We start from the raw sequence: 26,124 nt of genomic DNA, 5'->3' as shown, positions 1-26,124 counted from the left end.
TCTTTCAGATTGGCTCCTTGCGCTTTTAGGCCTTTGTTTTTGCGCATGTCTCGCAAAATCGCTGCACAGTTTTGCGTGGCATGCTTTAGGAATTCAGCTTGGTCCTTGCGGTTTTGAGCAAGATCCCAACAGGTCCCGCAAGGTCCCGAGAGAGGGATCATGCCCGCTTCCTTATGTTCCTCCTTGTCGAACACGACCGTCCTTTCGGTTGGAAGGGCGCCAGACAAGGAGATAAACCATGACGAATATCAGTGGAAAAATCGCGCTGGTCACCGGCGCCTCGAGCGGCATCGGCGCCGCTACCGCGTTGAAGCTCGCCGAGGCCGGCGCAAAGGTTGGGATCGCCGCCCGTCGCACCGACAAACTTGAAGGCCTCCAAAAGGAGATCGCCTCCAGGGGCGGTGAAGCCCTTGTGATCGAAATGGACGTGGTCGATCCAGCCTCCGTCGAAGCCGGCGTCAAAAAGCTGTTGGGTGCCTATGGTTCGATCGACATTCTCGTCAACAATGCCGGTCTGATGCCGCTTTCGGATGTCGATCAGTTCAAAGTCGACGAATGGCACCGGATGGTCGACGTCAATGTGAAGGGCCTGCTGAATACCACGGCTGCCGTTCTGCCGCAGATGATCAATCAACATTCCGGCCACATCTTCAACATGTCGTCGATCGCTGGCCGCAAGGTCTTCAAAGGCCTGTCGATCTATTGCGCCACCAAGCACGCGGTGGCCGCGTTCTCCGACGGCCTGCGCATGGAAGTGGGCCAGAAGCACAATATTCGGGTGACCTGCATCCAGCCGGGTGCCGTGGCGACCGAGCTGTACGATCACATCACCGAACCCGGCTATATCAAGCAGATGGACGATCTTGCCAAGCAAATGACGTTCCTGCAGGGCGAGGACATCGGCGACACCATCGTCTTTGCGGCGCAGGCGCCCGCACATGTGAATGTCGCGGAACTCTTCGTTCTGCCGGTCGAACAGGGCTGGTAACCACGCCAGAAGGTCTTTCAGCTTCCCTGCATACGTGCGGGGAAGAGACTCGCGAAGGAACCGCACGATGAAAGAGATTTCCGCTTCCCAGGCCTATCGCCTGCTCGAACCGGGCCCGATCGTTCTTGTGACGACGAGCCTTGAGGGAACGCCCAATGTGATGACAATGGGTTTTCACATGATGGTCCAGCACGCACCGCCGCTGATCGGTTGCGTCATCGGCCCCTGGGACTTCAGCTACCAGACTTTGAAAAAGACCGGCGAATGCGTGATTGCGATTCCAGCCACCGATCTTGCCGAAACCGTGGTGGACATCGGCAATTGCTCCGGTGACACGGTGGACAAGTTCGAGCGGTTCAGCTTGGGGACTCGTCCAGCAAAGGATGTCGCGGCGCCGTTGCTGGTGGACTGCCTTGCCAATATCGAATGCCGTCTTGCCGATCCGAGCCTCGTCGATCGATACAATCTCTTCATCCTCGAAGCGAAGAGGATCTGGATCGACGAGACCCGCAAGGAACGGCGGACCATGCATCATCGTGGCGACGGCAGCTTCACCGTGGATGGCGGCACACTTGATCTCCGGAAGCGCATGGTTAAGTGGCGGCACTTGCCATAAGGCGCGCCGCCGCACGCAAAACACACATCCCAAACTTCACATTGATTGAAAGGATATAATCATGTCCGCCTACCTCGTTGTCGATCTTGATATCCACGACCCCGAAGCCATTGCCGATTACCGTTCGAAGGCCCTGCCTCTGGTGGCAAAGGCCGGCGGCCGTCTCATCGCTCTCGATGACGCCCCCCTCGAACTCGAAGGCTGGCAGGCGACGAATATGCTGATCATCGAGTTTCTCGATATGGATGCCATCCGTGGTCTCTTTGCATCGCCCGAATATGCGCCGCTCGCACACCAACGGCAGGCTGCCGCAGGTTCGCGGATCATTGCTTTACGCGGCGTTTGATAACATTCGAGGGCGCGATCCTGGCAGCATTCGTCCGGGGAAACCGAGACGGCCCGCCGATTACAGCAGAAGGAGCGTGCCGGCGAATTCACGACTTCTTGTTGCGCCTCGACGGCCGCCGATCAGGCGCCAGCCTCCGCCAGGGCCGGCGCCTTTACCTTGTCGATCCGGCACTGGAAGCAGTTGTTGCGCGCGGAGCGCACATGCACATAGGCGATATCAGATCGTCCCAGCAGCTCTTCACCATAGGCCGGAATATCGCCGATCTCAGTCACCGCGCCGGTACCGTAGACGATGCGGTCGTTCTCGCTGTAGCCGCGGACGATGAAGTCGCGACTCGTCGTCAGCACCGGCGGCATGATCTCTTCGGCGGCATAACGTGCACAAGGTTGCTTGTGCAGGAAGACCGGGCCGGTTTCGGCATAGGGCTGCAGCTTCGGGAAGGGCCGGTAGGCGAAGACCAGCAACGCCTTGCCGGCATCGATATTCTGAAGGCAGTGGCGGCAGGGATGGCCGGGACCATCGGAAACGATCGTCTCGGGCAGCCTGTCATAGGCGTCGCGCCCGCCGTTCCAGAGGTGTTCGGCGTCGGTCGTCGGCATGGCGACAAAACGAATGGCGGTCATGGCAGATCTCCTTTGTGATTGCCATGAAATGCACCCGGACGAGCGTGCAAGCCACCCGTTTCTTGCGCGCCGCAGGCATTGGGCGATCATAGGCCAGCTAGCTTCTGGCGGTATGATGCTATCGTCGCGTCAATCGTGTCTCTCGTCGCCGCGGCGGGTATGTCTGGCGTCTTCATCCCGTGATACACGATCGGGACGGTACATGTACGGCCCATGCTCGGTTTGAGAGGCTGCGCGGGCCGGGCGGCTAACTCCTCACGAATTTCGGTTTCTAGGGATAGATCATGGCTGACGAAACGGCATTGAATTTCGCGGACTTCTATGATGCCGAGCTTGCTCTTCATAACGCGCATTTTCGGGTCGCCGCCGCGGTTGGGCAGTCTGATTGTGTGCTCGATATCGGTTGCGGCGCCGGACAAACCACTCGTGATGCCGCTCGTGTTACAGAAACAGGACGAGCGCATGGAATCGACCTGTCTGTGACGATGCTGGACGTCGCCCGTCGCCGCAGCGCCGAGGAGGGGTTGTCCAATGTTACGTTCGAAGTGGCGGATGCACAGAACCATTTTTTCGCACAAGGGGAGTTCGACCTTTGCATCAGCCGATTTGGCGTCATGTTCTTTGCCGATCCGGCGGCCACCTTCGCCAATATCGCCAACGCCGTACGGCCGGGCGGGCGTTTCGTTTTCATGGTCTGGCAGGGCAGAGATCGCAATGAGTGGGCGACCGCTATACATGAGGCGCTCGACCCGGATTCAACCGGTCCGGTTGCGGCCGGCAAAGCCTTTTCACTGAGCGAACCCTCGGTGACGTCTCGATTGCTCGAGACGGCCGGGTTCACTGCCGTCGAGTTTCGTGAAATCAGCGAGCCTGTGTTCTACGGTCCGGATCCTGAGACTGCATTGGCGACTATTCAGACATTTGAAAATGTCGAGACGGCTCTCAATCATCCCACTGCTGCGTCCGAAATACGGGCGCGTCTACTCGACATGCTGCGAGCGCACCAGACATCCCATGGAATTCAGTTCGATTCGCGCGCATGGCTGATCACCGGCCACCGGCACGGCTAGAGCCTTTCCGGGTCCGCCGCAACACTGCATGACGAAAAGGAGAAACCCTTGGCCGACATCGATCTCGCGCTGCTGGCGCAACAGAATGCCGAAATACTGGAAGAACTCAGGGCTCTGCGCCGGGAGGTGGCGGAGCTCAAGGAACAGTCGGGCCGCACGCTCGATTTCGAGCGCCGCAACGATCCGCGCCGCCCGAACAGCCTTACACCGCGTTAGTCATCCAACTATGTCGGGAGGAGGCCGTCAACTTTTCCGCGCGAGCTCCAGAAGCTCCTTGTCGCTCAGCGGCCGGACGATTCCGGTGCCGGTGGAGACGGGGGAGAAGCCGTACATCTGATAGAGCTGCAGCGCGCGCGGGTGGTCGAGATTGTTGGTGGTGGTGGTGACCCGCTTCGGATTGAGCGACCAGATGGCATAGAGCGCCTGCAGCAGGAACCATTTGCCGATGCCGAGACCGAGCGCATGTTCGATCAGGCCGAAATGGCTGAGCTCGATCACATCCTCGTCTTCGCAGAAATATTCGTAGAATCCGGCGGGTGCGCCGTTCACATAGAGAACGCTGATATTGTTGCGCTTGTCTTTCAGTGTCTCGGCAAGCTGCTCGTCGCTCATGCGCAACCGGTCCACCCATTGCCAGCGCGCGCCCACCTGCCGGTAGAGATAACGATAGAAGGGTAGCGGAATCTGGGGAGCGCGCATGATCGCCGTCTGGATATTGACGGGCACCGGCATGCTTGCCTTCGGCGGCGACGTCATTTCGAGCCGGGTGATGTGAGCTTTCAGCGAAGCAGGTGTCTTCCCCATGGCGATCAGGCTTTGACCGGTGTCGGCGGACCGGTGACGATGGGCGTATCGTCACGGCTGCCCCATTCGCTCCACGAGCCGTCATAAAGCTTGTTGTCGTTATGGCCGAGCGATTCCAGCGCCAGCGTGATGATCGCTGCGGTGATCCCCGAGCCGCAAGAGGTGACGACGGGCTTCGAAAGATCGATGCCGGCATCCTCGATCGTCTGCCTGAGTTCGGGCAGCGATTTGAACCGGCCCTGGTTGGCAAAGACGCCGGAAGGCAGGCTGCGGGCGCCCGGCATATGGCCGGAGCGCATGCCGGCACGCGGCTCGGGCTCGGCGGCGGCGAAGCGGCCGGCGCTGCGGGCATCGGCGATTTGCATGGCACCGCTGGAGACGATGTCGCGCATTCTATCGAGCGTCACCACGCGGCTTTCGTCGAAGTCAGGCGTGAAGGTCGCCGGCGCATGCTTGGGTGCTGCGGTTTCCAGCGGACGGCCTTCTGCCTTCCAGCCATCGAGGCCGCCGTCGAGCACGAAGACATTCTTTGCCCCCATCACCCGGAACAGCCACCAGACGCGTGGCGAGGCGAACAGGCCGATGCCGTCATAGACGACGATCCGATCCTTCTCGCTGATGCCGAGCCGGCCGACTTCGGCAGCGAAATAGTCGGGTGAGGGGATCGTATGCGGCAGCGATGTCGAATGGTCGGCGATCTTGTCCTGGTCAAAGCGGATGGCGCCGGGAATATGGCCGGCCGCATATTCGGCATCCGCATCGCGTTTTTGCGCCGGCAGATAGAAGGAGGCGTCCAGCACGCGCAGATCGGCTTTCCCGAGTTCGGACTGCAGCCAATCGGCCGAAACGACGAAACGGCTCTTGGTCTCACTCATGATGGTCTCCCTTGATGGTCAGGCTTCGTCGCCGGGCGTGCCGAAGCGGATGCGGAAGCGCCGGTTCTCTTTGCCCTTTTTTTCGATCTTGGCGATATGGATCCGGCCGACTTCCTGGGTCTCGGAGACATGTGTGCCGCCGCAGGGTTGGCTGTCAATCGAGGAGTTCTCGCCGATGCAGACGAGGCTGACGCGCCCGAGCCCGATCGGCGGGCGTACATTCTTCGATTTGACGATGTCGGGATTGGCCACAAGCTCCTCGTCGGTGATCCACTGCAGATAGACCGGATGGTTCTCACCGACCAGTTCCATCAGCTTGGCCGTCACCTCATCCTTGTCGATCGTCTCGGCCATGTCGAAATCGACGCGGCTCTCCTCCTCGCCGACGGCAGCCCCGGTGATCGGATAGGAGCAGACGACGGAAAGCAGGTGGCAGGCCGTGTGCATGCGCATCAGCCTGTAGCGGCGCGGCCAGTCGACATGCAGCACCAGCGTTTCGCCGATCACAGGCCTCGGCTCGTTTTCGAGCGGCACGTGGATGATGATATCCTTGCTCGGACCATGCTTCGTCTGGCCGAGCGCGATCTTGCTGCCGTCGGCGCGTTCGAACTCACCGGTATCACCAGGCTGGCCACCTGATGTCGCATAGAAACAGGTCTGATCCAGTTCGATGCCCCCGTCTTCGTGAACGGCCGTGACGACCGCTTCGCACGTCGAGAGATAGAAGTCGTCACGATAGAGGGCATTAACGGGCATGGGGTCTCACGCGGGCTCGTAGGGAACGTGGATATCGGGCGACTTGGCCATCCAGCCCGGAACGGGCAGTCCCTTCGACGTCAGGAAATCCGGGTTGAAGAGCTTCGACTGATAGCGGTTGCCGTAGTCGCAGAGGATTGTCACCACCGTGTGACCGGGGCCGAGATCCCGGGCGAGATTGACCGCGCCGGCAATGTTGATGGCTGTCGAGCCGCCGAGGCACAGGCCCTCGTTCTCGACGAGATCGAAAAGATAGGGAAGCGCTTCGGCATCGGAGACCCGATAGGAGAAATCGGGCGTGAAGCCCTCGAGATTGGCGGTGATACGGCCCTGGCCGATGCCCTCGGTGATCGAGGATCCTTCGGATTTCAGCGTGCCGTTCTGGTAGAATTCATAGAGTGCAGCGCCGTCGGGGTCGGCGATGCCGATCTTGACGTCTGATTTGAAAGCCTTGAGGCCGGCCGCCACGCCGGCCAGCGTGCCGCCGGAGCCGACGGAGCAGATGAAGCCGTCGACCTTGCCGTCGGTGTCTTTCCAGATTTCCTTGGCGGTCGTTTCGACATGCGCCTGACGGTTGGCGACGTTGTCGAACTGGTTTGCCCAGATTGCGCCGTTCGGCTCGGTCTTCGCCAGCTGTTCTGCCAGCCGCCCGGATACCTTCACATAGTTGTTCGGGTTTTTGTAGGGAACGGCGGGCACTTCGACCAGTTCGGCGCCGAGCAGCTTCAGCGCGTCTTTCTTTTCCTGGCTCTGCGTTTCCGGGATGACGATGACGGTGCGATAACCGAGCGCCTTGGCGACCAGCGTCAGGCCGATACCGGTATTGCCGGCCGTGCCTTCGACGATGACGCCGCCCGGACGAAGCAGTCCCTTCCGCTCTGCGTCGCGGATGATGTAAAGCGCGGCGCGATCCTTCACCGACTGGCCGGGGTTCAGGAACTCCGCCTTGCCGAGAATGGTGCAGCCGGTCACCTCTGAGGCGCCCTTGAGTTTGATCAGGGGCGTGTTGCCGATGGCTTCGAGGACCGAGGGGTGGAAGGTCATGGAATCTGCCTCTATTCGAACTCTTACTTTAGGAACGGTCTTTTCCCTTCACAAGGCTGGGTTGGCAAGAAAAGCTATTCCACGCCTCTGTTGGACACGATAAAATTTCGCTTTCCTCACCGAAATTGTGTACGGCCCGCGTTCCCGCCCTGTGAGGGTGATCCGAAGATTGACTTTCCCCGTACGGATGACGACAAAGCGAAACGGAGCGCGGCAACAGGGCGTGACCGAAACAGACATGGTTCACGAGCAGATCGACACGATCGATGCATTGATGGCGCATTATGTTGCCGGCTCCTTGCCCGAGCCGGCGCGCGTGCTGGTACAGTCTCATCTCGAAATGAAACCGGACAATCGCATCCTGGTGAACAGCCTCGAGCTGCTGGCCGGCGAAGCGTTGGAAAACGTGCCTGAAGCGGCTATTGCCGATCGCAACGGGCGGCTTGCGGCGATCTTTTCCTCTGCATCTCCCGGAACGCCGCCACCGGCGGCGGCGCGGCCGGAAAACGCGCTGTTTCCCCAAGCCTTGCGCGATCTCGTCGGCTTCGAGGCCGAGGATGTGCCCTGGCGCACGCGGCTGCCGGGCTTCAGGGAATATCCGCTCGACATGGACGGCTGCGAGGTCAACCTGATGTGGATCCGTCCGGGTCGCGCCTTGCCGGCGCACACCCACAAAGGCATGGAACTGATCCTCATTCTCGACGGCGCCTTCAACGATGAACGCGGCCGCTTCGGCCCCGGCGACATCTCTATTGCCGACGAGACGGTCGACCATCGGCCGGTCGCCGAAAAGGACAGGCCTTGCATCGCCTTTGCCGTTTCCGACGGGCCGGTCAGGCTCACGGGATCCTTTCGTCAGCTGATCGGCGACCTGATCGGCTGAAAGCAGCCACAATGGTGTGATAGAGCCATAAATCCGGGAGAGGTGAGGAACTTCCGGACCTGTTTTCACATTGATCAGGCAGCCCGGAGGAACATGTCATGCGTGATTTCATCGCCCGTCCCGAACATGGAATCGTCTGGATCTCGGGCGCGAGTTCCGGCATCGGCCGGGCGCTGGCGCTGAAGCTGGCCGGCGAAGGATACAAGGTCGCCGTCACTGCCAGAAGCCATGAAAAGCTGGTCGAGCTGCAGACCGAGGCCAGCGGCCTTTCCGGCAGTATTGTCGTTCTCGACGGCGACGTCACCGATGCCGAGGACATGGAACATATCATGGCTTCCATCGAATATGAGCACGGCACGCTCGCCATGGCGATCCTCAATGCCGGCGTCTACCTGCCTGTTCATGCCGAGGATCTGAACCGCGCCGATTTCGAGAAGAGCTTCGCCGTCAATCTTTCCGGCGTCGTCAACTGCCTGTTGCCGGCAATCCGCCATATGAAGGAAAAGGGGCAGGGGCAGATCGCCATCGTCTCCTCCGTCACCGGCTATGGCGGCCTGCCGACAGGGGCTGCCTACGGCGCCACCAAGGCGGCGTTGATCAATATGACCGAGAGCCTGAAATTCGATCTCGACAAGATGGGCATCCGCATCCAGCTCGTCAGCCCGGGCTTCGTCGATACGCCGGCGACGCGGAAGAACGCCTTTCCGATGCCGGCCCTGGTATCGGTCGAGGAGGCGGCCCGGCAGATTGCTGCCGGGTTGAAATCGCAGGTCTTCGAGATCACCTTCCCGAAGCGCTTCACCACCATGCTGAAGCTCGGACGCCTGTTGCCTTACAGCGCCTATTTCGCGCTGGTGAACCGCGCGACCGGCTGGCGGGAGCGGCCGCCCTTGGCTGGTCACCATCCGGCGACGCCGCATCCGGCGGAATGATCAACGGCGCGAGAACACGACCTGGCGCACATCGATGTTGCGGGCGCGGAAGCCGGCTTCGCAATAGAACAGGTAGAATTCCCAGAGCCGCTTGAAACGCTCGTCGAAGCCCATCGGACGGATGCGCTCCCAGACCGACCAGAAGCGTTCGCGCCATTCGGCCAGCGTGCGGGCATAGTCGAGCCCGAAGCCGAAATCCTTGACCAGCGACAGATCGACCTTGCCGGCAAGCTCGGCCAGATGATTGCGCGTCGGCAGCATGCCGCCGGGAAAGACGTATTTCTGGATGAAGTCGGGGTTGCTGCGATACTGGTCGAAGGATTCCGGCCGGATGGTGATGATCTGCAGGCCGGCCTTGCCGCCCGGCTTCAGACATTGCCTGAGCTTTGAAAAATAGGATGGCCAGTACCTCTCGCCGACCGCTTCGAACATCTCGATCGAGACGATCCGGTCGTAGAGGCCTGTTTCATCGCGGTAATCCTGGAAGCGGAATTTCACGCGGTCGTCGAGGCCGGCCTTTTGGATGCGCTCCTCGGCAAAGGCGAGTTGCTCGCGGCTGATCGTCAGGCCTGTTACCTTGCAGTTCAGCTCGCTTGCGGCAAACTCGGCAAAACCGCCCCAACCGCAGCCGATCTCAAGCACGTGGTCGCCGGGGCCGATGCCGGTCGCTTCGGCAAGCGCCCGGTATTTGGCATTCTGGCCCGATTGCAGGTCGTTGGCGCCTGTGGAATAGAGCGCTGAGGAATAGGTCATGCTCGGATCGAGCCATTGCCTGTAGAAATCGTTGCCGAGATCGTAATGGGCGGAGATGTTGCGTTTCGAGCCCGTCTTGGTATTGGCGTTCATCCAATGGCGGACGCGCTCGAAAAGGCGGCCGAGGCCGCCCTTGCCATGCGCATAGCTGTGCGCGGCCTCGCCGTTGACGAGGAAGAGCTCGAGGAAGGCGGCGATGTCGGGGCTGTCCCAGTCGCCATCCATATAGGTTTCGGCGACACCGATCGTGCCGCTCGTCAGCGCCCTATAGGCAAGGTTCCAGTTGCGGAGGTGGAGTGCCGCCTTCGGTCCCGCCTTTTTGCCCTCGACCAGCAGCCTGCGGCCGTCGGGGAGTGTGACGGCAAGCGAACCGTGCTGCATGTGCAGAAGTCCGCGCAGGGCTAGCCTTGCCTTGAAGGGCAGACCCTTCACTATGCGGGACATATTTTCGGCCGTCAGCGTCACCGCATCACGAGCCAGCAGGTTCCAATCCTGCGCCTTGCTCATCTTTTCTCCTCCAGCATTTCCGTGCCGGTTAGGGACGACGATACACCCATTATGATATGCGTGGCCGCCCCCTCGGCCATTGCATCGAACGCTACCGCATAATTCCCGAAATCGGAATAGATTTAGCAGTTCAAAAAGTTACGGCTCCTTTGCGCGGGGCAGGCGAGGCTCTCATGTCGTTCCGCCGCTTCCGCAAGCGGGCGGGGCTGTCGGACGCTTACTTCAGGGGGCGGTGCCGGACGCCTGATGTAGCGCGCGCCCTTCAGCCACAATTTCAGCGCCTCCCAATGGATCCCGGCGACGATCTTGAAGGTGAGGAAGGGGATGCGCGCCGTGAGCGTGAGCAGCGAGGCACTGGTCAACGGCACCTGTCGTCCGGAAAATGTCGCCGAGAGAAGCGGGCCTTCATGATCGTTTTCCAGGATGCGCCAGCGGATTTCGGCACCGGGCGGCAGCATGCGGAAATGATAACGCGCCGCCATGTCGATAAAGGGCGAAACGTGAAAGCGCTTGTCGCAGCTCTGGCGAAGCCCGCTTTCCGACATCTCACCGGGGCCGACGGGACAGACATAGCTGTGCCGCTCGCCAAACGTATTGCGCACCTCATAGATCATCGCGACGAGTGCGCCGCCGCCATCATAGGCGTGATAGACAGAGAGCGGGTTGAAGACATAGCCGAGAATTCGGGGGTAACAGACGAGCAGGATCCTGTCCGCGCGGTCGAGCCCCGTCTCGGCGAACAGCCGGTCGACATAGGCGCGCAGCGTCGCGCTCCCGCCACTGGCATGGTCCTTCTCGTGGAACGAGACAAGATTGCGCCGATTGACGGAAAACAGCGACGATAGCCTGCCAGCCTCATCCAGCCTGTCGAGGTCTACGAGCAGCGAGAAGACGCGGTAGCGGAAGCGGTGACCGAACGGTTTCATCCGTTGATGCATGATGTCGCCGACATAGAGCGTTGCCGCGGCATCTGGTGGAGGGCCGTTGGTCATCGTATTCATGCCGTGTTTTTCGCCGCGCCCTGTCATGCCGCCACGTCCGGTTGAGGCTTGAGGATGGCGGTTCGGGTAGTTCGCCAGGGTATGATCCCGCCCAAGGCTTCCGCCGCCGCCAGACCGGAAACGAGGCCATCCTCGTGGAATCCGTAGCCCGTCCAGGCGCCGGCGAAATAGCAATGGCTTTGTCCCTGAATGGTGACAAGCGCCTGTTGTGCAGCCATGGCGTCCGCCGAGAATTGCGGATGGTCGTAGGTGAATTCGGCAAACACCTTGTCACGTTCCGGCTCCCGGTCGGGATTGAGAGTGACGAACAACGGAAAATTGTCGTCGATGCCTTGCAGCCGGTTCATCCAGTAGGTGACGGCAACGCCGGCATTTCCCTCTTCACGGCTGGAGCGCAAATAGTTCCACGAGGCCCAAAGCTTGCGCCGCTGCGGCATCAACGATTGGTCGCGGTGCAGGACGACGCGGTTCGGCTGGTAGGGAATGGCGGCAAAGAGCCTGCTTTCCCTATCGCTGGCATCGGCGAGCAGGCGTGCCGTCTGATCGCTATGGCAGGCGAAGATCACCTTGTCGAACAGGTGTTCGCCGCCCGTTTCGTCGATGAGCGTCACGCCGTGCTCGGAGCGGATGACGGCGCGCACGCCGCAGGAAAGTTTCACCCGTTCGCCGAGGGGTCGAAGCAGCCGGTCGAGATAGGTGCGGCTGCCGCCGGTGACCGTCCGCCACTGGTGCTGCCGGCGGTAGATCAGCCGGTGATTGTCGAAGAAATTGACGAAGTGCTCGGCCGGAAACTGCAGCATGCGGGCGGACGGCGTCGACCAGATCGCCGCCGCCATCGGCACCAGATAATTGTTGGTGAAACCGGGCGAGAAGCCGCGCCAGTCGAGATAATCGCCGATCGAGCGTGAGGCGAGATGGCCAGCGGCCCGATCTTCGAGGCAACTGCGGTTGAAGCGCAGGATCTCGCGGATCATCCACAGAAATGACGGCCGCAGCAGGTTGCGCTTCTGCGCGAAGACCGAGGACAGTCCGCCGCCGCTCCATTCCAGCCTGCCGTGGTCGAGCGAGAGCGAAAAGCTCATGTCGCTGGCATGCGTCGCAATGCCGAGCTCGGCAAACAGCGCCGTCAGATTGGGGTAATTCTGTTCGTTATAGACGATGAAGCCGGTGTCGACCGCAATCCGAAAGCCGTTGTAATCGACGTCGACGGTCGCCGTATGGCCACCGGCCCGCGCCTGGCTCTCGTAGAGCGTGACGTCGTGCACGGTGTTCAGCGCCCAGGCAGCGGAGGCGCCCGATATGCCGGAGCCGATGACGGCGATCTTCAGCCGGCGCGATGCGGGACGGACATGCGCGTTCATGCGGCATCCCTCATGGCGTTGTAGGCGGCGAGCGCTCGGTTGCGCGCGTTCGCATGATCGACGATCGGTTTCGGATAGGTTTGGCCCAGCGTGATGCCGGCCTCGTCGAGCACGCCTTGCGGCGCCTCGAATGGCCGGTGGATGTATTTTGCCCCGAGCCCTCGAAGCTCCGGCACATGAGCTCTGACATAGTCGCCGCCGGGATCGAAGGTTTCTCCCTGCAGCACCGGATTGAAGATGCGGAAGAACGGCGAGGCGTCGGCTCCCGAGCCTGCCACCCACTGCCAGCTTGCCGCATTGTTGGCGGGATCGGCATCAACAAGCGTGTCACGGAACCAGGCCTCGCCGCGTCGCCAATCGATCATCAGATCCTTGATAAGGAAGGAGGCGACGATCATGCGCACGCGATTGTGCATCCAGCCGTGGCGCCACAGTTGGCGCATGCCGGCATCGACGATCGGATAACCGGTCAGCCCTCTGCACCACGCCTTGAAATCTTCGCCGTCGTTGCGCCATTCGAAGCCGTCGAAACGATCGTTCCAGTTGGCCGAGGCAAGACGCGGGAAATGGAAGAGCAGGTGATAGGAAAATTCGCGCCAGGCGATCTCCTTGCGGAAATGCACGATATCGGTTGCCGGCACCCGTTTTGACAGGCCGCGTGTCGCGTGCCAGATGCGGGCAGGGGATATCTCGCCGAGAGCCAGATGCGGCGACAGCATCGATGTTGCCGGTCTTGCCGGATAATCGCGGTTTTGCTTGTAGCCGTCGAGTGCGTCCTCGACGAAAGCATGGAGCTTCTTTCGGGCGCCTTCTTCGCCAGGTGTCCAGAGATCGGCGAAATCGCCCGCCCAAACCGGTTTCACCGGCAGCAGCTTCCAGCTCTCCAGCCTTTCCGACTTCGGACGTTGCGATGCGAGAAGCAGTTTCGCCGGCGCATCCAGCGGCGGCTCCGGTTCGCAGCCGCCCTCCAGCGCGCGCCAGAATGGCGTATAGACGCGATAGGGCGTGCCATTGCCGGTCATCAGCTGGGAAGGTTCGTGCAGCAACTGACCGCCGAAGCTTCTCGCTTCGACTGCCTGCTTCTCCAGTTCGTGCTTGATCCGGATGTCGATCGACATTCCGGATGGATCGTAGCGCCGGTTCCAGAAGACGGCTTCCGCGCCGCTTTCCCGGATCAGGGCACAGAGCACCGCAAGAGCATCGCCGCTGGCCAGCACCAGCCGCCCCTGCAGCTTGCCCAGCGAGCCGTCCAGCGCTGCCAGCGAATGGTGCAGCCACCAGGCCTGCGCGGCACCCAGTGGACCGGTGCCTGCCGCCTGCGGCTCTCTGATATAGAGAGGGATGACCGGCCGTCCTGAGTGATGGGCGGCGTTGAGAGCCTGGTTGTCGTCAAGGCGCAAATCCTTGCGAAACCAGAGGATAACAGGTTTTGCCGTGTCCTTTGCCAATGAAGCCATTCCCGTTCGTGTTCTTTCAAGCTGTTACGGAGGTACGGAACACGCGGATCAAAAGTTTCATCCGAAAGAAAAGCTTTCATGGCTGTCATGAAAAAGGCCGGTGTGAACCGGCCTTTTTCAAGCATGGCGCACGTTTGTGCGACATGCTCAGAGCGGGGGACTGTCCGCTCAGTTGTCGTATTCGCGGCAGGCTTCGCTGATCGATGCACCGCTCTGGCCGCCGCGCGTGTCGACGCCGGACATCTGTTGCGGCATTCCGGGGCATTCCATCGTCTGCGGCCGCCCGATGCTCTGGGTCGTCATCGGATCGACCGGCGAGACGGGGACCGGGCGTATGCCATTGTCATCGTTGGTGTAATCGGACGAATAGGTACCCGAGCTCGGATCGGTCGAGCCGCCATTCGTCGGCCCGATCGGATCCGGGTTCGACTGGGCAAAGGCCGACGACGCCATGCCGATCGCGAGTAACGAAGCGGCGATAAGGGATCTAGACATGGGATATCCTCCTTGGATTTTCATCTTGGATGACCCTGATGTAACTGCCGGGCTGAATCATTGTTCCGAAATTTGCCGAAAACCTGCATTCAAGTCGCACGGCGTAGCCGACATGGTTATGCGTAAACCTTAACGGGCGATGTCGCTGGATCGGTGCCAGCGCATGCCCTACTTGCATGCGGAGATACTAAAAAACCGTGGCATGAGGCCGCAATGTTCATCTCCTTTCGCGAAGCCGCAGATCTCGGTCTCCAGATCGCACTTGCACTCACCTTGACGGTGAGCGGCATGGCGGTCGCCTCTTACGCCGTCAGGAATGACAAGACTAAAATTTCCGCGATCAACGTCAGCCGTCCCTCGCTCTGGACCGCCGTTCCGGTGCGCGTCGACTTGACCACACAGACCTACCTGCGTGCCGACGCTCCAGCCGGACTGGAACTCGCCGGCGCCGCGGATGATCTTTGCCACGATCCGATCGGCCTCCGGCTCTCCTGCGACCTGATCACCACGACCGCCAGCACAGCCTTTTAGGCGAAGCCTCTCCGCAGCCTCCAGCCCGCAGGCATAGGCAGCGAGGCAGGCGATGACTTCAGCGCGAACGGCTGGCGGCCGCCGTCTGAACGGGCAGGATCGTCGATGCCTTGATGTCCTTCAGCACAAACATCGTATGCATCTCCTTGATGCCGGGCAGGCGGCGGATCACCGTCATGGCGAATTCGGCATAGCTGTCGAGATCGGCCGCGACCACCTGCAAAAGGAAATCGGCCTCGCCGGCGACGGAATAACAGGCGACCACCGCTTCCAGTGCGCCGACCTCGCGTTCGAACCGTTCGGCCTCGTCATGGGAATGCGTATCGATCTGGACGCGGACGAAAGCGAGGACGCCGAGGCCGACGGCGCGGCGATCGACAACAGCCTGATAGCCGCGGATGACGCCGGCCTCTTCAAGCCTTTTCACCCTGCGCCAACAAGGCGAGGTCGACATCCCCACGCGTTCGGCAAGCTCCTGGTTCGTCAGCCGCCCCTCGCTTTGCAGCGCCTTCAATATGCGGATATCTCCCGGCTCGAATTCCATGATCGGTATGTCCTTTCGAATTTTTTCGGTCGCCGGGAAAATCCTACCTGATTTGGATGTGAGACGTCAGGAATAGGCAGGATATTTCTCTGCCTTTCGATAGGGTGAGGACGTCGAACCGAGAAGGAGCGGACGAATGATGGTTGAGGACTGGCGTGTCGCCGTGATCGTCGAGCCGGGGCTGCCGGCCGGCGAACTCGCCAATACGGTTGCGGTGCTGTCGATCGGCCTCGGTGCCGCGGCACCCGCACTTGCCGGGGCACGGCTGAGCGATCATGCCGGTCGGGCATTTCATGTCAGTGCCAATAAGCCGGTTCCGGTGCTGCAGGCGGCAGCGGCCGATCTGAGATCGCTCTTGCTGAAGGCACTGCCGGCGCCCGAAGGGGCGCTGGTGGTGCCGTTCCCGCGTTTTGCTCGAGCGCTGCACGTCTATGCCGATTATGAGGCTTCGATGCCCGAACGCGACCTCTCTTCGGAGGTCATCGACGGCGTCGGGCTCGCCGGCCCGACGAAATGGATCCGCTCGCTGACGGGCTCGCTAAAGCTGCTTCGTTGATCCGAGTGGCCGGGCGTGTGGATAGGCTCGTCTCGCGAAAGCTTGCAAAAGGCCATGATTTGCCGTTTGATCGAGCGATACGACGACCATCCGACACTCTTCCTTAAAAGGATCCGCCTTTGTCCCTGCCGATGCCCCGCGGCTTCGAGAAGCCTTATGCCGCCTTCCTGTTCGATATGGACGGCACCATCCTCAATTCGATCCGTGCGGCCGAGCGTGCATGGAGTGACTGGGCAAGGCGCCACGGGCTCGATGTCGCAACCTTTTTGCCGAAGATGCACGGATCGCGCGGCATCGACACGATCACCCGGCTGAACCTGCCCGGCGTCGATCCCGAACATGAATCCAGGCTGGTGACCGAGGCCGAGATCGCCGATGTCAGCGATGTCGTTGCCATCCCGGGTGCTGCGGCATTTTTGAGTTCACTGCCGCCGGATCGCTGGGCGATCGTCACCTCCTCGCCTCTGCGCCTTGCCCACAGGCGGCTGGAGGCGGCGGGGCTGCCGCTGCCGAAATTCATGGTGACGGCGGAGGACGTGAAGGTCGGAAAACCCGATCCGCAATGTTACATTCTCGGCGCCGAACGCCTCGGCGTCGGCACGCGGGACTGCCTGGTATTCGAGGACGTCGCAGCCGGCATCACCGCCGGCGAAGCGGCGGGCGCCGATGTCATGGTCGTCACCGCAACCCATCACGACAAGATGGAAACGCCCCATCCGACGCTCTCATCCTATGACGAGATCGCGGTTCGCATCTCTGCCGAGCGTAAGATGCTGATCGTCCCCGCCACGGCCTGACATCAGTCCGGCCGCGTTACAGCATCCTTTGCGCTTTCACTCCGCGGCTGCGGCAAGACATCGATCGATGATCCTGCCGATTTCGCTGCGGCAGGAGCCGCAATTGGTTCCGGCGCTCGTTTCCTTGCCGACCGCCTCGACGCTGTGGCATCCGCCGCGCACGGCGGCAGCGATCTGATTGACTCCGACGCTGAAGCAGGAGCAGACGGTGGCGCCCGGATCCGGCCTGCCGGCTCCGGGACGGCCAGCGACCAGCGCAAAGCGCTTCCTGAGGTCGCCATGCGAGGCAGTAAGCTGCGAGATCGCCCAATTGCGCGCGACGGCGACCGGCTCGCGGGCGAGAAACAGCGCGGCAAGCAGGACCTCGCCATCGAAAAAGGCTAGCCTGAGGTCGCCGGATTGCCGGTCGGCATAACCCAGTGGTTCGACCTCGGCCGGAATGGCGAACACCGCCCGGCACCAGGCTGTCCAGTCTTCGACAGCTTCACCGAAGGCAAGCTCCAGCCGCCAGCCGCCGGAGGCTTTCGCCAGCGCCCAATAGGCCGCGTTGGGCGTGGCCGGTTTTGTAGCAGAGACGGCGAAGCCATAATGGGTGGCGCGGAAGGGCCGGATGGCGACAGCAACATTCTTCGACGCCGGCTGACCGGAAACGGGATCGGTGATCGGCGCGACCACGGCATCGATCCGCGCTTTCGCGGCGAACTGATCGTTCCAGTGCATCGGCGCAAAGACGCCGCTGCGAGCCTGACGATCGGTCACCAGCGCCCGGACGATCGCCTTGCCATGGGGGCTTTCGATCTCGACCAGACCGGCGCTTGATATACCGGTCTCGATCGCGTCACGCGGATGGATCTCGGCAAAGGGTTCGGCGATGTGGGCGGAAAGGCGTGCGCTCTTTCCGGTTCGCGTCATCGTGTGCCACTGGTCGCGGATGCGCCCGGTATTCAGCGTGAAGGGGAAATCGGCACTGGTGCGATCCGTGGCCGGCGGTTTGACCGCGACAAAACGTGCCTTGCCATCCGGATGGAAGAATCCACCCTCGGCGAAGAAGCGGGTGACGCCGGGTGCGGTCCCTGCCGGCTGCGGCCACTGGAAGGGCGACAGCTCGTCATAGGCGTCGCCGCTGATATCGGCGCGCGCGCCGATGTCGAAATCGCGGCTGCCGTTATTTTCGAAGGCGGAAAGCGCGGCGTGCTCCGCAAAGATTGCGTCTGGCGCATCAAAATCGAAGGCGGCGGCAAATCCCATGCGGCGCCCGACCTCGGCAAGCTGCCACCAGTCGGCTCTTGCATCGCCGGGGAGCCCTAGAAACGGCCGCTGCCGGGAAATGCGCCGTTCGGAATTGGTGACGGTCCCGTCCTTCTCGCCCCAGCCGAGCGAGGGCAAAAGCACGTCTGCGTGCCGGGTCGTATCCGTCTCTTTGAGGATGTCCGACACGACGACGAAGGGACAGGCGGCGATCGCGCTTTCGACGCTATCGGCATCCGGCATCGAGACGACGGGATTGGTGGCCATGATCCAGAGCGCCTTGATGCGTCCGTCGGCCACGGCGCGGAACATGTCGACCGCCTTCAGGCCGGGTTTTGCGGCGATGACGGGCGAATTCCAGAAGCGCTGCACGCGGTCCCGGTCATCGGTATTCTCGATCGCCATATGGGCGGCAAGCATATTGGCAAGGCCGCCGACCTCGCGCCCGCCCATGGCGTTCGGCTGGCCGGTCAGCGAGAACGGTCCCATGCCGGGACGGCCGATGCGGCCGGTCGCCAGGTGGCAGTTGAGGATGGCATTGACCTTGTCGGTGCCGGAGGCGGATTGATTGACGCCCTGGCTGTAGCAGGTGACGACTTTCGGCGTCGTCTCGAACAGGCGGAAGAACTCCCTGATCTGCATGGCCGGCAGGCCGGTGCGTTCCAGGAGTTCGTTGATATCAAGTGCTGCGGCCGCCGCAAAAGCCTCGCCGAAACCTTCCGTATGGGCGCCGATATAGTTCTGATCGATGGCCGGGCTTGTAGCGAGATGGGCAAGCAGTCCCATGAACAGCGCGACGTCGCCGTCGGGGCGGATCGCCAGGTGCAGGTCGGCGATATCGCATGTCATCGTCCGGCGCGGATCGATGACGACGATCCGCATGTTGGGCCGCGCCGTCTTGGCGGCGGCAAGCCGCTGGTAGATGACGGGATGACACCAGGCAAGGTTGGAGCCGGTCAGGATCACCAGATCGGCGAGTTCGATATCCTCATAGGTTCCGGGCACCGTGTCGGCGCCGAAGGCGCGGCGATGCCCCGCCACGGAGGAGGACATGCAGAGCCTTGAATTGGTATCGATATTGGCCGAGCCGATGAAGCCCTTCATCAGCTTGTTGGCGACGTAGTAATCCTCGGTCAGCAACTGGCCCGAGACGTAGAAGGCGACAGCGTCAGGCCCGTGTTCGGCGATCGTTTCAGAAAAACGCCGGGCGACCAGGTCAAGTGCTTCGTCCCAACCGCTCCGTTCGCCTGCGATTTCGGGATAGAGAATCCGGCCGTCGAGATCGATGGTTTCGGCAAGGGCCGACCCCTTCGAGCAGAGCCGGCCGAAATTCGACGGATGCTCGGGATCTCCCTTGACGCTGACGGTTCCGGCCTCATCGACCGTGGCGAGGACGCCGCAGCCGACGCCGCAATAGGGACAGGTGGTCTTGACCTCAGCCGCCATCTATTCCGCCGCCATCATCAGGCTTTCGAGCGCGATGAAGAGGGCGCCGTCCTCATTGCGGACCGGGATGGTCCGCACCTGGCCCTCGTCGGCGCCGAGCGCCTTGCCGGTTTCGAGGGAGATCACCCAGTTGTGCAACGGGCAGGTGACCGCCTTGGCATGCACGATGCCCTGGGAGAGCGGGCCGCCCTTGTGCGGGCAATGGTCTTCGATGGCGAAGACCTCGTTTTCAGCCGTGCGGAAGACGGCGATCTTGCCCTGCGGTGTTTTCACGCAGCGCGCGCCGCGTAAGGGGATGTCGGAGATGTCACCGATTGGATGCCAGTTTTCATTGGGCCAGTTCATGTCCATCTCCTTACTCGGCTGCCTGCGGATAGCCGATCGTCGCCATCGGCTTGAACTCGTGCTTGTCCTTGCCGGAAACACGCTCCGACCAGGGATCGACCTGGGCAAATTTCTGGCTGAAGACGAAGCGGTCGTAATAGGCTTGGCGCTTTTCGGCATCGCCCATGATCTGGCGGCGGATTTCCTCCAGGCCGATGCGCTTGGCCCACTTGTAGATGCGCTCGAGATAGCGGGCCTGCTCGCGGTACATCTGCGTCAGCGCCACGATATGCTCCAGCGCCTCGTCCTCGGTCCGGACAAGCCCAAGAACCTCCGTGCCCTTGATGTCGAGACCGGCCGCACCGGCGAAATGGATTTCGAAACCGGAATCCACGCAGATAACGCCGATGTCCTTGCAGGTTGCTTCCGCGCAGTTGCGCGGGCAGCCGGAGACGGCCATCTTCAGCTTGGCCGGCGTCCAGGAGCCCCACATGAATTTCTCGATGCGAATGCCGAGACCGGTGGAGTCCTGCGTACCGAAGCGGCACCAGTCCGAGCCGACGCAGGTCTTCACGGTACGCAGACCCTTGGCATAGGCCTGGCCGGAGACGAAGCCGGCCTTGCCGAGATCGGCCCAGACGGCGGGCAGGTCTTCCTTCTCGATGCCGAGCAGGTCGATGCGCTGGCCGCCGGTCACCTTGACCATCGGGATCTCGAATTTGTCGACGACATCGGCGATGGCGCGCAGCTCGTTCGAATTGGTGACGCCGCCCCACATGCGCGGAACGACGGAGTAGGTGCCGTCCTTCTGGATATTGGCATGCACGCGCTCATTGATGAAACGCGACTGGTAGTCGTCGGCATATTCGTCCGGCCAGTCGCAGACGAGGTAATAGTTGAGCGCCGGCCGACATTTGGCGCAGCCGCAGGAAGTCTTCCATTCCAGCTCCTGCATGACGGCAGGTATGCTCTTCAGGCCCTTGGCCTTGATCAGACGGCGGACATCGTCATGGCCGAGTTCGGTACAGGTGCACATCGGCTGGACGGCGGCCGGATTGTAGCTGTCGCCGAGCGTCAGTGCCATGAGTTGCTCGACGAGGCCGGTACAGGAGCCGCACGAGGCGGATGCCTTCGTGTGGGCACGGACGTCGTCGAGCGACGTCAGCCCCTTGCCTGAAATCGTCGAAGTGATTTTGCCCTTGCATACGCCGTTGCAGCCACAGATCTCCGCGTCATCCGGCAAGGCTGCAACGGCCGCCATAGGGTCCAGCGGCGACCCTCCCTGATAGGCCTGTCCGAAGATCAGCGTCTCGCGCATCTCCGAAATATCGGTGGCCTTCTTCTTCAGATCGTTGAACCATGCCCCGTCGGCGGTCTCGCCGTAAAGCACAGTGCCGATGATCTTGTTGTCCTTCAGCACCAGGCGCTTATAGACGCCGGCGCTGGCATCGCGCAGCACGATCTCCTCGCGGTCGTCGCCGTCGGCGAAGTCACCGAGTGAATAAAGCTCGATGCCGGTGACCTTGAGCTTGGTCGGCGTATCGGCGTGAACGAAGGCGGGCGAGCGATCGCCAGAGAGATGCGCGGCAGCGATTCGGGCCATTTCATAGAGCGGCGCAACGAGGCCATAGACCATGCCGCCCACTTCGGCGCATTCGCCGAGCGCGAGAATATCGCCATCCGAGGTCTGCATGCCGGAATCGACGACGATGCCGCGATTGACCGCAATGCCGGCGTCCTTCGCAAGGCCGACACTGGGACGAATGCCGACGGCCATCACAACAAGCGTTGCCGGGATGATGCGGCCGTCGTCAAGCTCGATGCCTTCGACCTTGCCGTTGCCGATGATCGCCTTGGTATTGGCCTTGCAGATGACCTTGATGCCGCGCTCCTCCACCGCCTTCTGCAAGAGATAGCCGGCGGCGGGATCGAGCTGGCGCTCCATCAGCGTCGGCATGACGTGCAGCACGGTGACGTCCATGCCGCGCTGGGCAAGACCGGCGGCTGCTTCCAGGCCAAGCAGGCCGCCGCCGATCACGACAGCCTTTTCGCGCGACTGGGCGGCAAGCAGCATGGCCTGCACGTCGTCGAGATCGCGATAGGTGATGACGCCGGGCAGATCCTTGCCGGGAACGGGGATGATGAAGGGCACCGAACCGGTTGCGATCACCAGCTTGTCGTAGCTTTCGGTGACGCCGTGGTCGGAGGTGACGGTCTTGGCGACGCGATCGATATTGACGATCTTGTGGCCCTTGTAGAGCATGATGCCGTGCTTGATATACCAGCCGTCACCGTGAATGATGATCTGCTCGTAATCCTTCTCGCCGGAGAGAACCGGCGACAGCATGATGCGGTCGTAGTTGACGCGCGGCTCGGCATTGAAGATCGTAACTTCATAGCGTCCGGGCGCCTGTTCGAAGAGGTGCTCCAGCATGCGCCCGGGCGCCATGCCATTGCCGATGATGACGAGTTTTTCGGTCATATTTCCAAGTCCTTAGATCAGGTTGCAGCCACGGGCGCCGAGTGCCCTTGGCGCGACAGTTGCTTGACGGACAGGTGCATCCAGATGAGTGAGGTGACGACGATCGCAAAGAGCAGCAGGAAACAGCTGGACCAGAGGCCGGTCATGTCCTTGAGGAGGCCGAAGGCGATCGGAAGGATGAAGCCGCCAAGGCCGCCCATCATCCCGACGACGCCGCCGACTGCGCCGACGTTTTCCGGATAGTAGGCCGGAATGTGCTTGTAGACGGCAGCCTTGCCGAGGCTCATGAAGAAGCCGAGCACGAAGATAACCACGATGAAGATGACCGGCGTGATGGTAGTAGCCGGTAGCGACAGGATGAGGGTGGCGACCGCCGACACGGCAAACATCGTATACATGACGCTGCGCGCCCCCTTCTTGTCCGATAGCACGCCGCCGAAGGCGCGGAAGATGCTGCCGGGAATGGAATAGGCCGCCGCGATCATGCCGGCAGTTTCGAGGTTGAAGCCGTAGACGCCGACGAGGTAGCGCGGCAGCCACAGCGACAGGGCGACGAAGCCGCCGAAGGCGAAGAAATAGTAGAGCGAGAAGCGCCAGACCTGAACGTTCTGCAGCGGCGCGAATTCCTGGGCAAAACTCTTGGACGCGACGTTGCGCTCGCGGCGGAGACGGTAGGCCGGATCATCGGTCGTGGTGAACCAGAAGACGATGGCCATCAGCGCCAGACAGACGGCCCAGATCTCGGCAACCGCCTGCCAGCCCCAGGCGAGCAGCACGAAAGGAGCGGCGAATTTGGTCACGGCTGCGCCGACATTGCCGGCGCCGAAGATGCCGAGCGCGGTTCCCTGCTTCTCCGCCGGAAAGAAAGGCGAGACATAGGCGACACCGACCGCAAACGAGCCGCCGGCAAGGCCGACACCGAGGCCGGCGATCAGCATTTGCGTATAAGTCTGGGCATAGGAGAGCAGGAAGGTCGCCAATGCGGCGGCCAGCATGGTGAGCGTGTAAACGAGACGGCCGCCGTAACGCCCCGTCCAGATGCCGAGGACGATGCGCACGAGCGAACCGGTCAGCACCGGAGTGCCGACCAGCAGGCCGAACTCGGCCTCGTTCAGCCCGAGATCCTGCTTGATGCGAATGCCGATGATCGCGAAGATCGTCCAGACGGCAAAACAGAGGGTGAAGGCGACCGTGGAAATCCACAATGCTTTGGCTGGTTCGCCGGCGGACATGGGTGGCACTTTCTCGATGACAGACATAACTTCTCCGGGGCCCGACAAGGTCGTGCCGATCCATCGCTGAGGGTTAAAACAAAAAGCCGCTGGTCAGGACGCGCATGCACGAGGTGCGCGAAATATCCTGATCAGCGGCTTTGCTGGTGGCGCCCGCCGTTGGACGCCGAATTCTTGGGCCTTCCGGCCGGTTACCCGGAGACAATCGACATGATCGCCCAGGTATTTGATTTCAAATCACCGAGATCTGCTTCTTCCATTTGAAGAGGATCTCCGTGTCTTCCGTGAACGCCTGCTGGCGCTCTTTCTGCGCAGATCGCCTTTGACCGGTGCGGTAATATCCTTGCAAGCTGCGTGCCAGTTTGTCGCTTTTTGTGTAATGTATTGATTTATTTACATTTCTCGAAATCGGCCGTTTGCTTGTTTTTCGAGCTGTCGACAGTTGTGCTAATCTTTTGTGCGCTTGCCATGTGGGGCGCAGATCCTTGCTGGCGTTTTGGGCAGGCGGGCGTGGATTAGATTTCGTCGCCGGTAACGAAGGGCAGGGCGCTTTTGACGGCAAAGCCTGCGACATAATCAGGCAGCCTCGCCGGGTCGAAGACATGGCCGTCCATGAAACGGTCGCCCTCGTCGCCGCCTTCGATGCGGATATCGGCATCATCGGGTGCGTTGCCGTCGCCGAGCGCTGTCCGATAGAGATCCGGGCGGTAGGCGGACGCGGCAGCCCTTGCCATGTTGAGGCTGGCCTCGGCCTGCCCCCAGCGGATCATCTGGCTGTATATCCACAGCGCCTGGCTTGGCCGAGGATAATTGGCGAATCCGGAATGGAACATGAAATAATCGGCGATGATGCGCCGGTTGCCCTTTGCGTCGAGGCTGAATTCGCCGGCGAGCACGCGGCGGATGATCTCGACGGGGGCAGCGATATAGCGGGGGTCGGCAAGAGCGGCCGCCAGCGCATCGTGATTGTCCGGCTGGTCGCACCAGCGGGCTGCCGCATCGAGCGCCACGATCAGCCTGGAAACGGTTTCCGGATGGGTTTCCGCCCAATCCGGCCGCATGCCGATCACCTTTTCCGGGGCGGACGGCCAGATATCCTGCTTGGCGGCGACGATGCGGCCGACGCCGCGCTCCGAAGCGACCATATTCCACGGCGCGCCGACGCAGAAACCGTCGATCGCACCGGCGGCCAGCGCATCCGAAGTCATCGGCGGCGGCACCACGACGAGCTTGACGTCCTTATCGGGATCGATGCCGCCGGCGGCCAGCCAGTAGCGGAATTCGTAATTATGCGAGGAGAAGGGATAGGTGACCCCGAAGGTCGGCAGCGGTTCGCCGCGCACCTTCATCGCCGCCAGTGTTTTTGCCAGGGCGCGGGCATTGTCGAGCGCGCCTGCCGTTTCCGGCAGTCCCGCGTCATTGCGCATCCTGTCGAAGAGCCGCGTCGACAGGGTGATCGCATTGCCGCCGCGCCCCAGCGAAAACGGTGTGATCGTCGGTGAGGGATTGGAGCCGAGGCCGAGCATGGAGGCGACGGGCATTGGCGACAGCATGTGGGCGATATCGAACTGGCGGAATGCCAGACGGTCACGCACATTCGCCCAGGAGACATCCTTGACGAGATCGAGCGTCAGGCCTTCCTTCTGCGCGAAACCGAATTCCGCCGCTGCAATCAGCACTGACGCATCGACGAGCGGAATGAAACCGGCCCTGAGCACTTTCGGTCCTTCGGCATTCAGGCGCATGGGCGAGGGCAACTCGCCGCCTGATTTGGCGGTCTTCGTCATCATATCCACTCCGGTTTCCTCCGGAAATTCATCAGGTCGGCCATTACATCAACAGCCCCGCGGCGGTGACGACGCTCTGGGCGATTTCCGACATCTTCTTCTTTTCGTTCATCGCCGTCTGCCGCAGCAGCGCGAAGGCCTCTTCCTCAGACAGGCCGCGCATCTTCATCAATATGCCCTTGGCGCGCTCGATGAGCTTGCGTTCTTCCAGCGCTGAGCGGGCATCGGCAAGCTCGCGCCGCAGCCGGCTGAAGGCGTTGAAGCGGCTGACGGCCATGTCGAGGATCGGCTTGACGCGTTCCTTCTTCAGGCCATCGACGATATAGGCCGAGACGCCGGCATCGACGGCGGCCTCGATCGAGGCGGTGTCGGAGCGATCGACGAACATGGCGATCGGACGGCTGACCGTGCGCGTCAGCTGGAAGAGATGCTCCATCATGTCGCGATTGGGATTTTCGATATCGATGATGATCACGTCGGGCATCAGCGTTTCGATGATTCGCGCAATGCCGTTGACCTCATGGACCACGGTGACGTGCGCATGCCCTGCCTCGCGCAGCCCCTCTTCGATGATGGAGGCGCGAATGGCATTTTCGTCGATCACCAGAATTGTCAGATCGCGATGCGTCATTGCTATATTTATGACGCGCTGCAGCAATTTTG

27 protein-coding genes are annotated in these 26,124 nt (G+C 61.6%); 10 read left to right on the top strand and 17 right to left on the bottom strand.

All coding sequences use genetic code 11. The features are described from left to right. Positions 1 to 238 precede the first annotated feature (238 nt). From FHT69_RS09130 to FHT69_RS09120, 3 genes are all read left to right on the top strand, one after another. Positions 239 to 988: an SDR family oxidoreductase gene (locus FHT69_RS09130; protein WP_028757380.1), complete on the top strand. Its 750-nt coding sequence runs from the start codon at positions 239 to 241 to the stop codon at positions 986 to 988. Positions 989 to 1,055: 67 nt separating this feature from the next. Then, on the top strand, positions 1,056 to 1,604 hold the full coding sequence (locus FHT69_RS09125) for a flavin reductase family protein (RefSeq protein WP_183905245.1): 549 nt from the start codon (positions 1,056 to 1,058) through the stop codon (positions 1,602 to 1,604). Positions 1,605 to 1,665: 61 nt separating this feature from the next. Next, positions 1,666 to 1,950: a DUF1330 domain-containing protein gene (locus FHT69_RS09120; RefSeq protein ID WP_028757378.1), complete on the top strand. Its 285-nt coding sequence runs from the start codon at positions 1,666 to 1,668 to the stop codon at positions 1,948 to 1,950. Between the two features lie 122 nt (positions 1,951 to 2,072). On the opposite strand, the gene FHT69_RS09115 is transcribed toward FHT69_RS09120, so the two are convergent. Further along, on the bottom strand, positions 2,073 to 2,576 hold the full coding sequence (locus FHT69_RS09115; RefSeq protein WP_028757377.1) for a DUF1203 domain-containing protein: 504 nt from the start codon (positions 2,574 to 2,576) through the stop codon (positions 2,073 to 2,075). Positions 2,577 to 2,857: 281 nt separating this feature from the next. Here FHT69_RS09115 and FHT69_RS09110 point away from each other — a divergent pair, with 281 nt between their 5' ends. Together FHT69_RS09110 and FHT69_RS09105 are read left to right on the top strand one after the other, a co-directional pair. Then, complete coding sequence (locus FHT69_RS09110; RefSeq protein ID WP_183905386.1) at positions 2,858 to 3,646, top strand: class I SAM-dependent methyltransferase; 789 nt, start codon at positions 2,858 to 2,860, stop codon at positions 3,644 to 3,646. Positions 3,647 to 3,694: 48 nt separating this feature from the next. Then, the gene (locus FHT69_RS09105; protein WP_176707379.1) at positions 3,695 to 3,862 is read left to right on the top strand and encodes a hypothetical protein; all 168 of its coding nucleotides are present in this window, start codon (positions 3,695 to 3,697) and stop codon (positions 3,860 to 3,862) included. A 27-nt stretch (positions 3,863 to 3,889) separates the two neighbouring features. On the opposite strand, the gene FHT69_RS09100 is transcribed toward FHT69_RS09105, so the two are convergent. From FHT69_RS09100 to FHT69_RS09085, 4 genes are read right to left on the bottom strand one after another with little or no spacing between them, the layout of a single operon-like run. Then, a complete protein-coding gene (locus tag FHT69_RS09100; protein WP_063475417.1) occupies positions 3,890 to 4,450 on the bottom strand; it encodes a GNAT family N-acetyltransferase in 561 nt (186 codons plus the stop codon). A 5-nt stretch (positions 4,451 to 4,455) separates the two neighbouring features. Beyond that, a complete protein-coding gene (gene sseA, locus FHT69_RS09095; RefSeq protein ID WP_183905244.1) occupies positions 4,456 to 5,325 on the bottom strand; it encodes a 3-mercaptopyruvate sulfurtransferase in 870 nt (289 codons plus the stop codon). Positions 5,326 to 5,343: 18 nt separating this feature from the next. Next, complete coding sequence (locus FHT69_RS09090) at positions 5,344 to 6,081, bottom strand: alanyl-tRNA editing protein (RefSeq protein WP_047614697.1); 738 nt, start codon at positions 6,079 to 6,081, stop codon at positions 5,344 to 5,346. A gap of 6 nt (positions 6,082 to 6,087) precedes the next feature. Continuing rightward, entirely contained in the window at positions 6,088 to 7,125 is a 1,038-nt protein-coding gene (locus tag FHT69_RS09085; protein ID WP_029867991.1) for a cysteine synthase A, read from the bottom strand. A gap of 223 nt (positions 7,126 to 7,348) precedes the next feature. Between FHT69_RS09085 and FHT69_RS09080 the strand changes: the two genes are divergently transcribed. Continuing rightward, positions 7,349 to 8,008, top strand: coding sequence for a ChrR family anti-sigma-E factor (locus FHT69_RS09080; RefSeq protein ID WP_176707380.1), 660 nt, complete (start codon positions 7,349 to 7,351; stop codon positions 8,006 to 8,008). A 98-nt stretch (positions 8,009 to 8,106) separates the two neighbouring features. Continuing rightward, the gene (locus FHT69_RS09075) at positions 8,107 to 8,940 is read left to right on the top strand and encodes an SDR family NAD(P)-dependent oxidoreductase (protein ID WP_063475421.1); all 834 of its coding nucleotides are present in this window, start codon (positions 8,107 to 8,109) and stop codon (positions 8,938 to 8,940) included. Here the strand turns inward: FHT69_RS09075 and FHT69_RS09070 are convergent, their stop codons facing one another. From FHT69_RS09070 to FHT69_RS09050, 5 genes are all read right to left on the bottom strand, one after another. Continuing rightward, positions 8,941 to 10,200 carry a cyclopropane-fatty-acyl-phospholipid synthase family protein gene (locus FHT69_RS09070; protein ID WP_183905243.1) on the bottom strand — a complete coding sequence of 420 codons (1,260 nt, stop codon included), beginning with the start codon at positions 10,198 to 10,200 and terminating at the stop codon, positions 8,941 to 8,943. It abuts the gene before it with no gap. 122 nt (positions 10,201 to 10,322) lie between these two features. After that, a complete protein-coding gene (locus FHT69_RS09065) occupies positions 10,323 to 11,228 on the bottom strand; it encodes a DUF1365 domain-containing protein (protein WP_183905242.1) in 906 nt (301 codons plus the stop codon). Beyond that, positions 11,225 to 12,562: an NAD(P)/FAD-dependent oxidoreductase gene (locus tag FHT69_RS09060; protein ID WP_063475423.1), complete on the bottom strand. Its 1,338-nt coding sequence runs from the start codon at positions 12,560 to 12,562 to the stop codon at positions 11,225 to 11,227. Before FHT69_RS09060 ends, FHT69_RS09065 begins: the two co-directional genes overlap by 4 nt. Then, positions 12,559 to 14,010: a cryptochrome/photolyase family protein gene (locus tag FHT69_RS09055; RefSeq protein WP_183905385.1), complete on the bottom strand. Its 1,452-nt coding sequence runs from the start codon at positions 14,008 to 14,010 to the stop codon at positions 12,559 to 12,561. Before FHT69_RS09055 ends, FHT69_RS09060 begins: the two co-directional genes overlap by 4 nt. Before the next feature lie 177 nt (positions 14,011 to 14,187). Further along, complete coding sequence (locus FHT69_RS09050) at positions 14,188 to 14,514, bottom strand: hypothetical protein (protein WP_028757671.1); 327 nt, start codon at positions 14,512 to 14,514, stop codon at positions 14,188 to 14,190. 213 nt (positions 14,515 to 14,727) lie between these two features. Here FHT69_RS09050 and FHT69_RS09045 point away from each other — a divergent pair, with 213 nt between their 5' ends. Then, positions 14,728 to 15,045 carry a hypothetical protein gene (locus tag FHT69_RS09045; protein WP_063475424.1) on the top strand — a complete coding sequence of 106 codons (318 nt, stop codon included), beginning with the start codon at positions 14,728 to 14,730 and terminating at the stop codon, positions 15,043 to 15,045. 58 nt (positions 15,046 to 15,103) lie between these two features. Here the strand turns inward: FHT69_RS09045 and FHT69_RS09040 are convergent, their stop codons facing one another. Then, positions 15,104 to 15,589 carry an Lrp/AsnC family transcriptional regulator gene (locus tag FHT69_RS09040; protein ID WP_028757669.1) on the bottom strand — a complete coding sequence of 162 codons (486 nt, stop codon included), beginning with the start codon at positions 15,587 to 15,589 and terminating at the stop codon, positions 15,104 to 15,106. 136 nt (positions 15,590 to 15,725) lie between these two features. Here FHT69_RS09040 and FHT69_RS09035 point away from each other — a divergent pair, with 136 nt between their 5' ends. Further along, complete coding sequence (locus FHT69_RS09035) at positions 15,726 to 16,145, top strand: DUF2000 domain-containing protein (protein ID WP_028757668.1); 420 nt, start codon at positions 15,726 to 15,728, stop codon at positions 16,143 to 16,145. A gap of 119 nt (positions 16,146 to 16,264) precedes the next feature. Beyond that, a complete protein-coding gene (locus FHT69_RS09030) occupies positions 16,265 to 16,942 on the top strand; it encodes an HAD family hydrolase (RefSeq protein ID WP_047614706.1) in 678 nt (225 codons plus the stop codon). Between the two features lie 36 nt (positions 16,943 to 16,978). Here FHT69_RS09030 and FHT69_RS09025 read toward each other — a convergent pair whose 3' ends face one another. The 6 genes from FHT69_RS09025 to FHT69_RS09000 form a co-directional block, all read right to left on the bottom strand. After that, entirely contained in the window at positions 16,979 to 19,636 is a 2,658-nt protein-coding gene (locus tag FHT69_RS09025; protein WP_183905241.1) for a nitrate reductase, read from the bottom strand. Next, a complete protein-coding gene (gene nirD / locus FHT69_RS09020; RefSeq protein ID WP_047614709.1) occupies positions 19,637 to 19,987 on the bottom strand; it encodes a nitrite reductase small subunit NirD in 351 nt (116 codons plus the stop codon). A gap of 4 nt (positions 19,988 to 19,991) precedes the next feature. Beyond that, entirely contained in the window at positions 19,992 to 22,442 is a 2,451-nt protein-coding gene (gene nirB / locus FHT69_RS09015) for a nitrite reductase large subunit NirB (protein WP_047614711.1), read from the bottom strand. A 17-nt stretch (positions 22,443 to 22,459) separates the two neighbouring features. Beyond that, positions 22,460 to 23,701, bottom strand: a complete 1,242-nt coding sequence (locus tag FHT69_RS09010) for an MFS transporter (RefSeq protein WP_063475427.1) — start codon at positions 23,699 to 23,701, stop codon at positions 22,460 to 22,462. 488 nt (positions 23,702 to 24,189) lie between these two features. Next, complete coding sequence (locus FHT69_RS09005; RefSeq protein ID WP_174824492.1) at positions 24,190 to 25,470, bottom strand: CmpA/NrtA family ABC transporter substrate-binding protein; 1,281 nt, start codon at positions 25,468 to 25,470, stop codon at positions 24,190 to 24,192. A gap of 34 nt (positions 25,471 to 25,504) precedes the next feature. Further along, entirely contained in the window at positions 25,505 to 26,092 is a 588-nt protein-coding gene (locus FHT69_RS09000; RefSeq protein ID WP_047614717.1) for an ANTAR domain-containing response regulator, read from the bottom strand. Positions 26,093 to 26,124 lie beyond the last annotated feature (32 nt).

Origin of the sequence: Rhizobium sp. BK008 (assembly GCF_014197345.1) — a bacterium.
GTDB classification, from domain to species: domain Bacteria; phylum Pseudomonadota; class Alphaproteobacteria; order Rhizobiales; family Rhizobiaceae; genus Rhizobium; species Rhizobium anhuiense.
Note: the sequence above shows the minus strand (reverse complement) of the source record. Positions and strands in the feature narration are given on the sequence as shown.

Excerpts from the sequence above, each read along its gene's own strand:
- FHT69_RS09130 (WP_028757380.1), top strand. The coding sequence starts at position 239 with ATGACGAATATCAGTGGAAAAATCGCGCTGGTCACCGGCGCCTCGAGC.
- FHT69_RS09125 (WP_183905245.1), top strand. The coding sequence starts at position 1,056 with ATGAAAGAGATTTCCGCTTCCCAGGCCTATCGCCTGCTCGAACCGGGC.
- FHT69_RS09120 (WP_028757378.1), top strand. The coding sequence starts at position 1,666 with ATGTCCGCCTACCTCGTTGTCGATCTTGATATCCACGACCCCGAAGCC.
- FHT69_RS09115 (WP_028757377.1), bottom strand. The coding sequence starts at position 2,576 with ATGACCGCCATTCGTTTTGTCGCCATGCCGACGACCGACGCCGAACAC.
- FHT69_RS09100 (WP_063475417.1), bottom strand. The coding sequence starts at position 4,450 with ATGGGGAAGACACCTGCTTCGCTGAAAGCTCACATCACCCGGCTCGAA.
- sseA (WP_183905244.1), bottom strand. The coding sequence starts at position 5,325 with ATGAGTGAGACCAAGAGCCGTTTCGTCGTTTCGGCCGATTGGCTGCAG.
- FHT69_RS09090 (WP_047614697.1), bottom strand. The coding sequence starts at position 6,081 with ATGCCCGTTAATGCCCTCTATCGTGACGACTTCTATCTCTCGACGTGC.
- FHT69_RS09085 (WP_029867991.1), bottom strand. The coding sequence starts at position 7,125 with ATGACCTTCCACCCCTCGGTCCTCGAAGCCATCGGCAACACGCCCCTG.
- FHT69_RS09075 (WP_063475421.1), top strand. The coding sequence starts at position 8,107 with ATGCGTGATTTCATCGCCCGTCCCGAACATGGAATCGTCTGGATCTCG.
- FHT69_RS09070 (WP_183905243.1), bottom strand. The coding sequence starts at position 10,200 with ATGAGCAAGGCGCAGGATTGGAACCTGCTGGCTCGTGATGCGGTGACG.
- FHT69_RS09065 (WP_183905242.1), bottom strand. The coding sequence starts at position 11,228 with ATGACAGGGCGCGGCGAAAAACACGGCATGAATACGATGACCAACGGC.
- FHT69_RS09060 (WP_063475423.1), bottom strand. The coding sequence starts at position 12,562 with ATGAACGCGCATGTCCGTCCCGCATCGCGCCGGCTGAAGATCGCCGTC.
- FHT69_RS09050 (WP_028757671.1), bottom strand. The coding sequence starts at position 14,514 with ATGTCTAGATCCCTTATCGCCGCTTCGTTACTCGCGATCGGCATGGCG.
- FHT69_RS09045 (WP_063475424.1), top strand. The coding sequence starts at position 14,728 with ATGTTCATCTCCTTTCGCGAAGCCGCAGATCTCGGTCTCCAGATCGCA.
- FHT69_RS09040 (WP_028757669.1), bottom strand. The coding sequence starts at position 15,589 with ATGGAATTCGAGCCGGGAGATATCCGCATATTGAAGGCGCTGCAAAGC.
- FHT69_RS09035 (WP_028757668.1), top strand. The coding sequence starts at position 15,726 with ATGATGGTTGAGGACTGGCGTGTCGCCGTGATCGTCGAGCCGGGGCTG.
- FHT69_RS09025 (WP_183905241.1), bottom strand. The coding sequence starts at position 19,636 with ATGGCGGCTGAGGTCAAGACCACCTGTCCCTATTGCGGCGTCGGCTGC.
- nirD (WP_047614709.1), bottom strand. The coding sequence starts at position 19,987 with ATGGACATGAACTGGCCCAATGAAAACTGGCATCCAATCGGTGACATC.
- nirB (WP_047614711.1), bottom strand. The coding sequence starts at position 22,442 with ATGACCGAAAAACTCGTCATCATCGGCAATGGCATGGCGCCCGGGCGC.
- FHT69_RS09010 (WP_063475427.1), bottom strand. The coding sequence starts at position 23,701 with ATGTCTGTCATCGAGAAAGTGCCACCCATGTCCGCCGGCGAACCAGCC.
- FHT69_RS09000 (WP_047614717.1), bottom strand. The coding sequence starts at position 26,092 with ATGACGCATCGCGATCTGACAATTCTGGTGATCGACGAAAATGCCATT.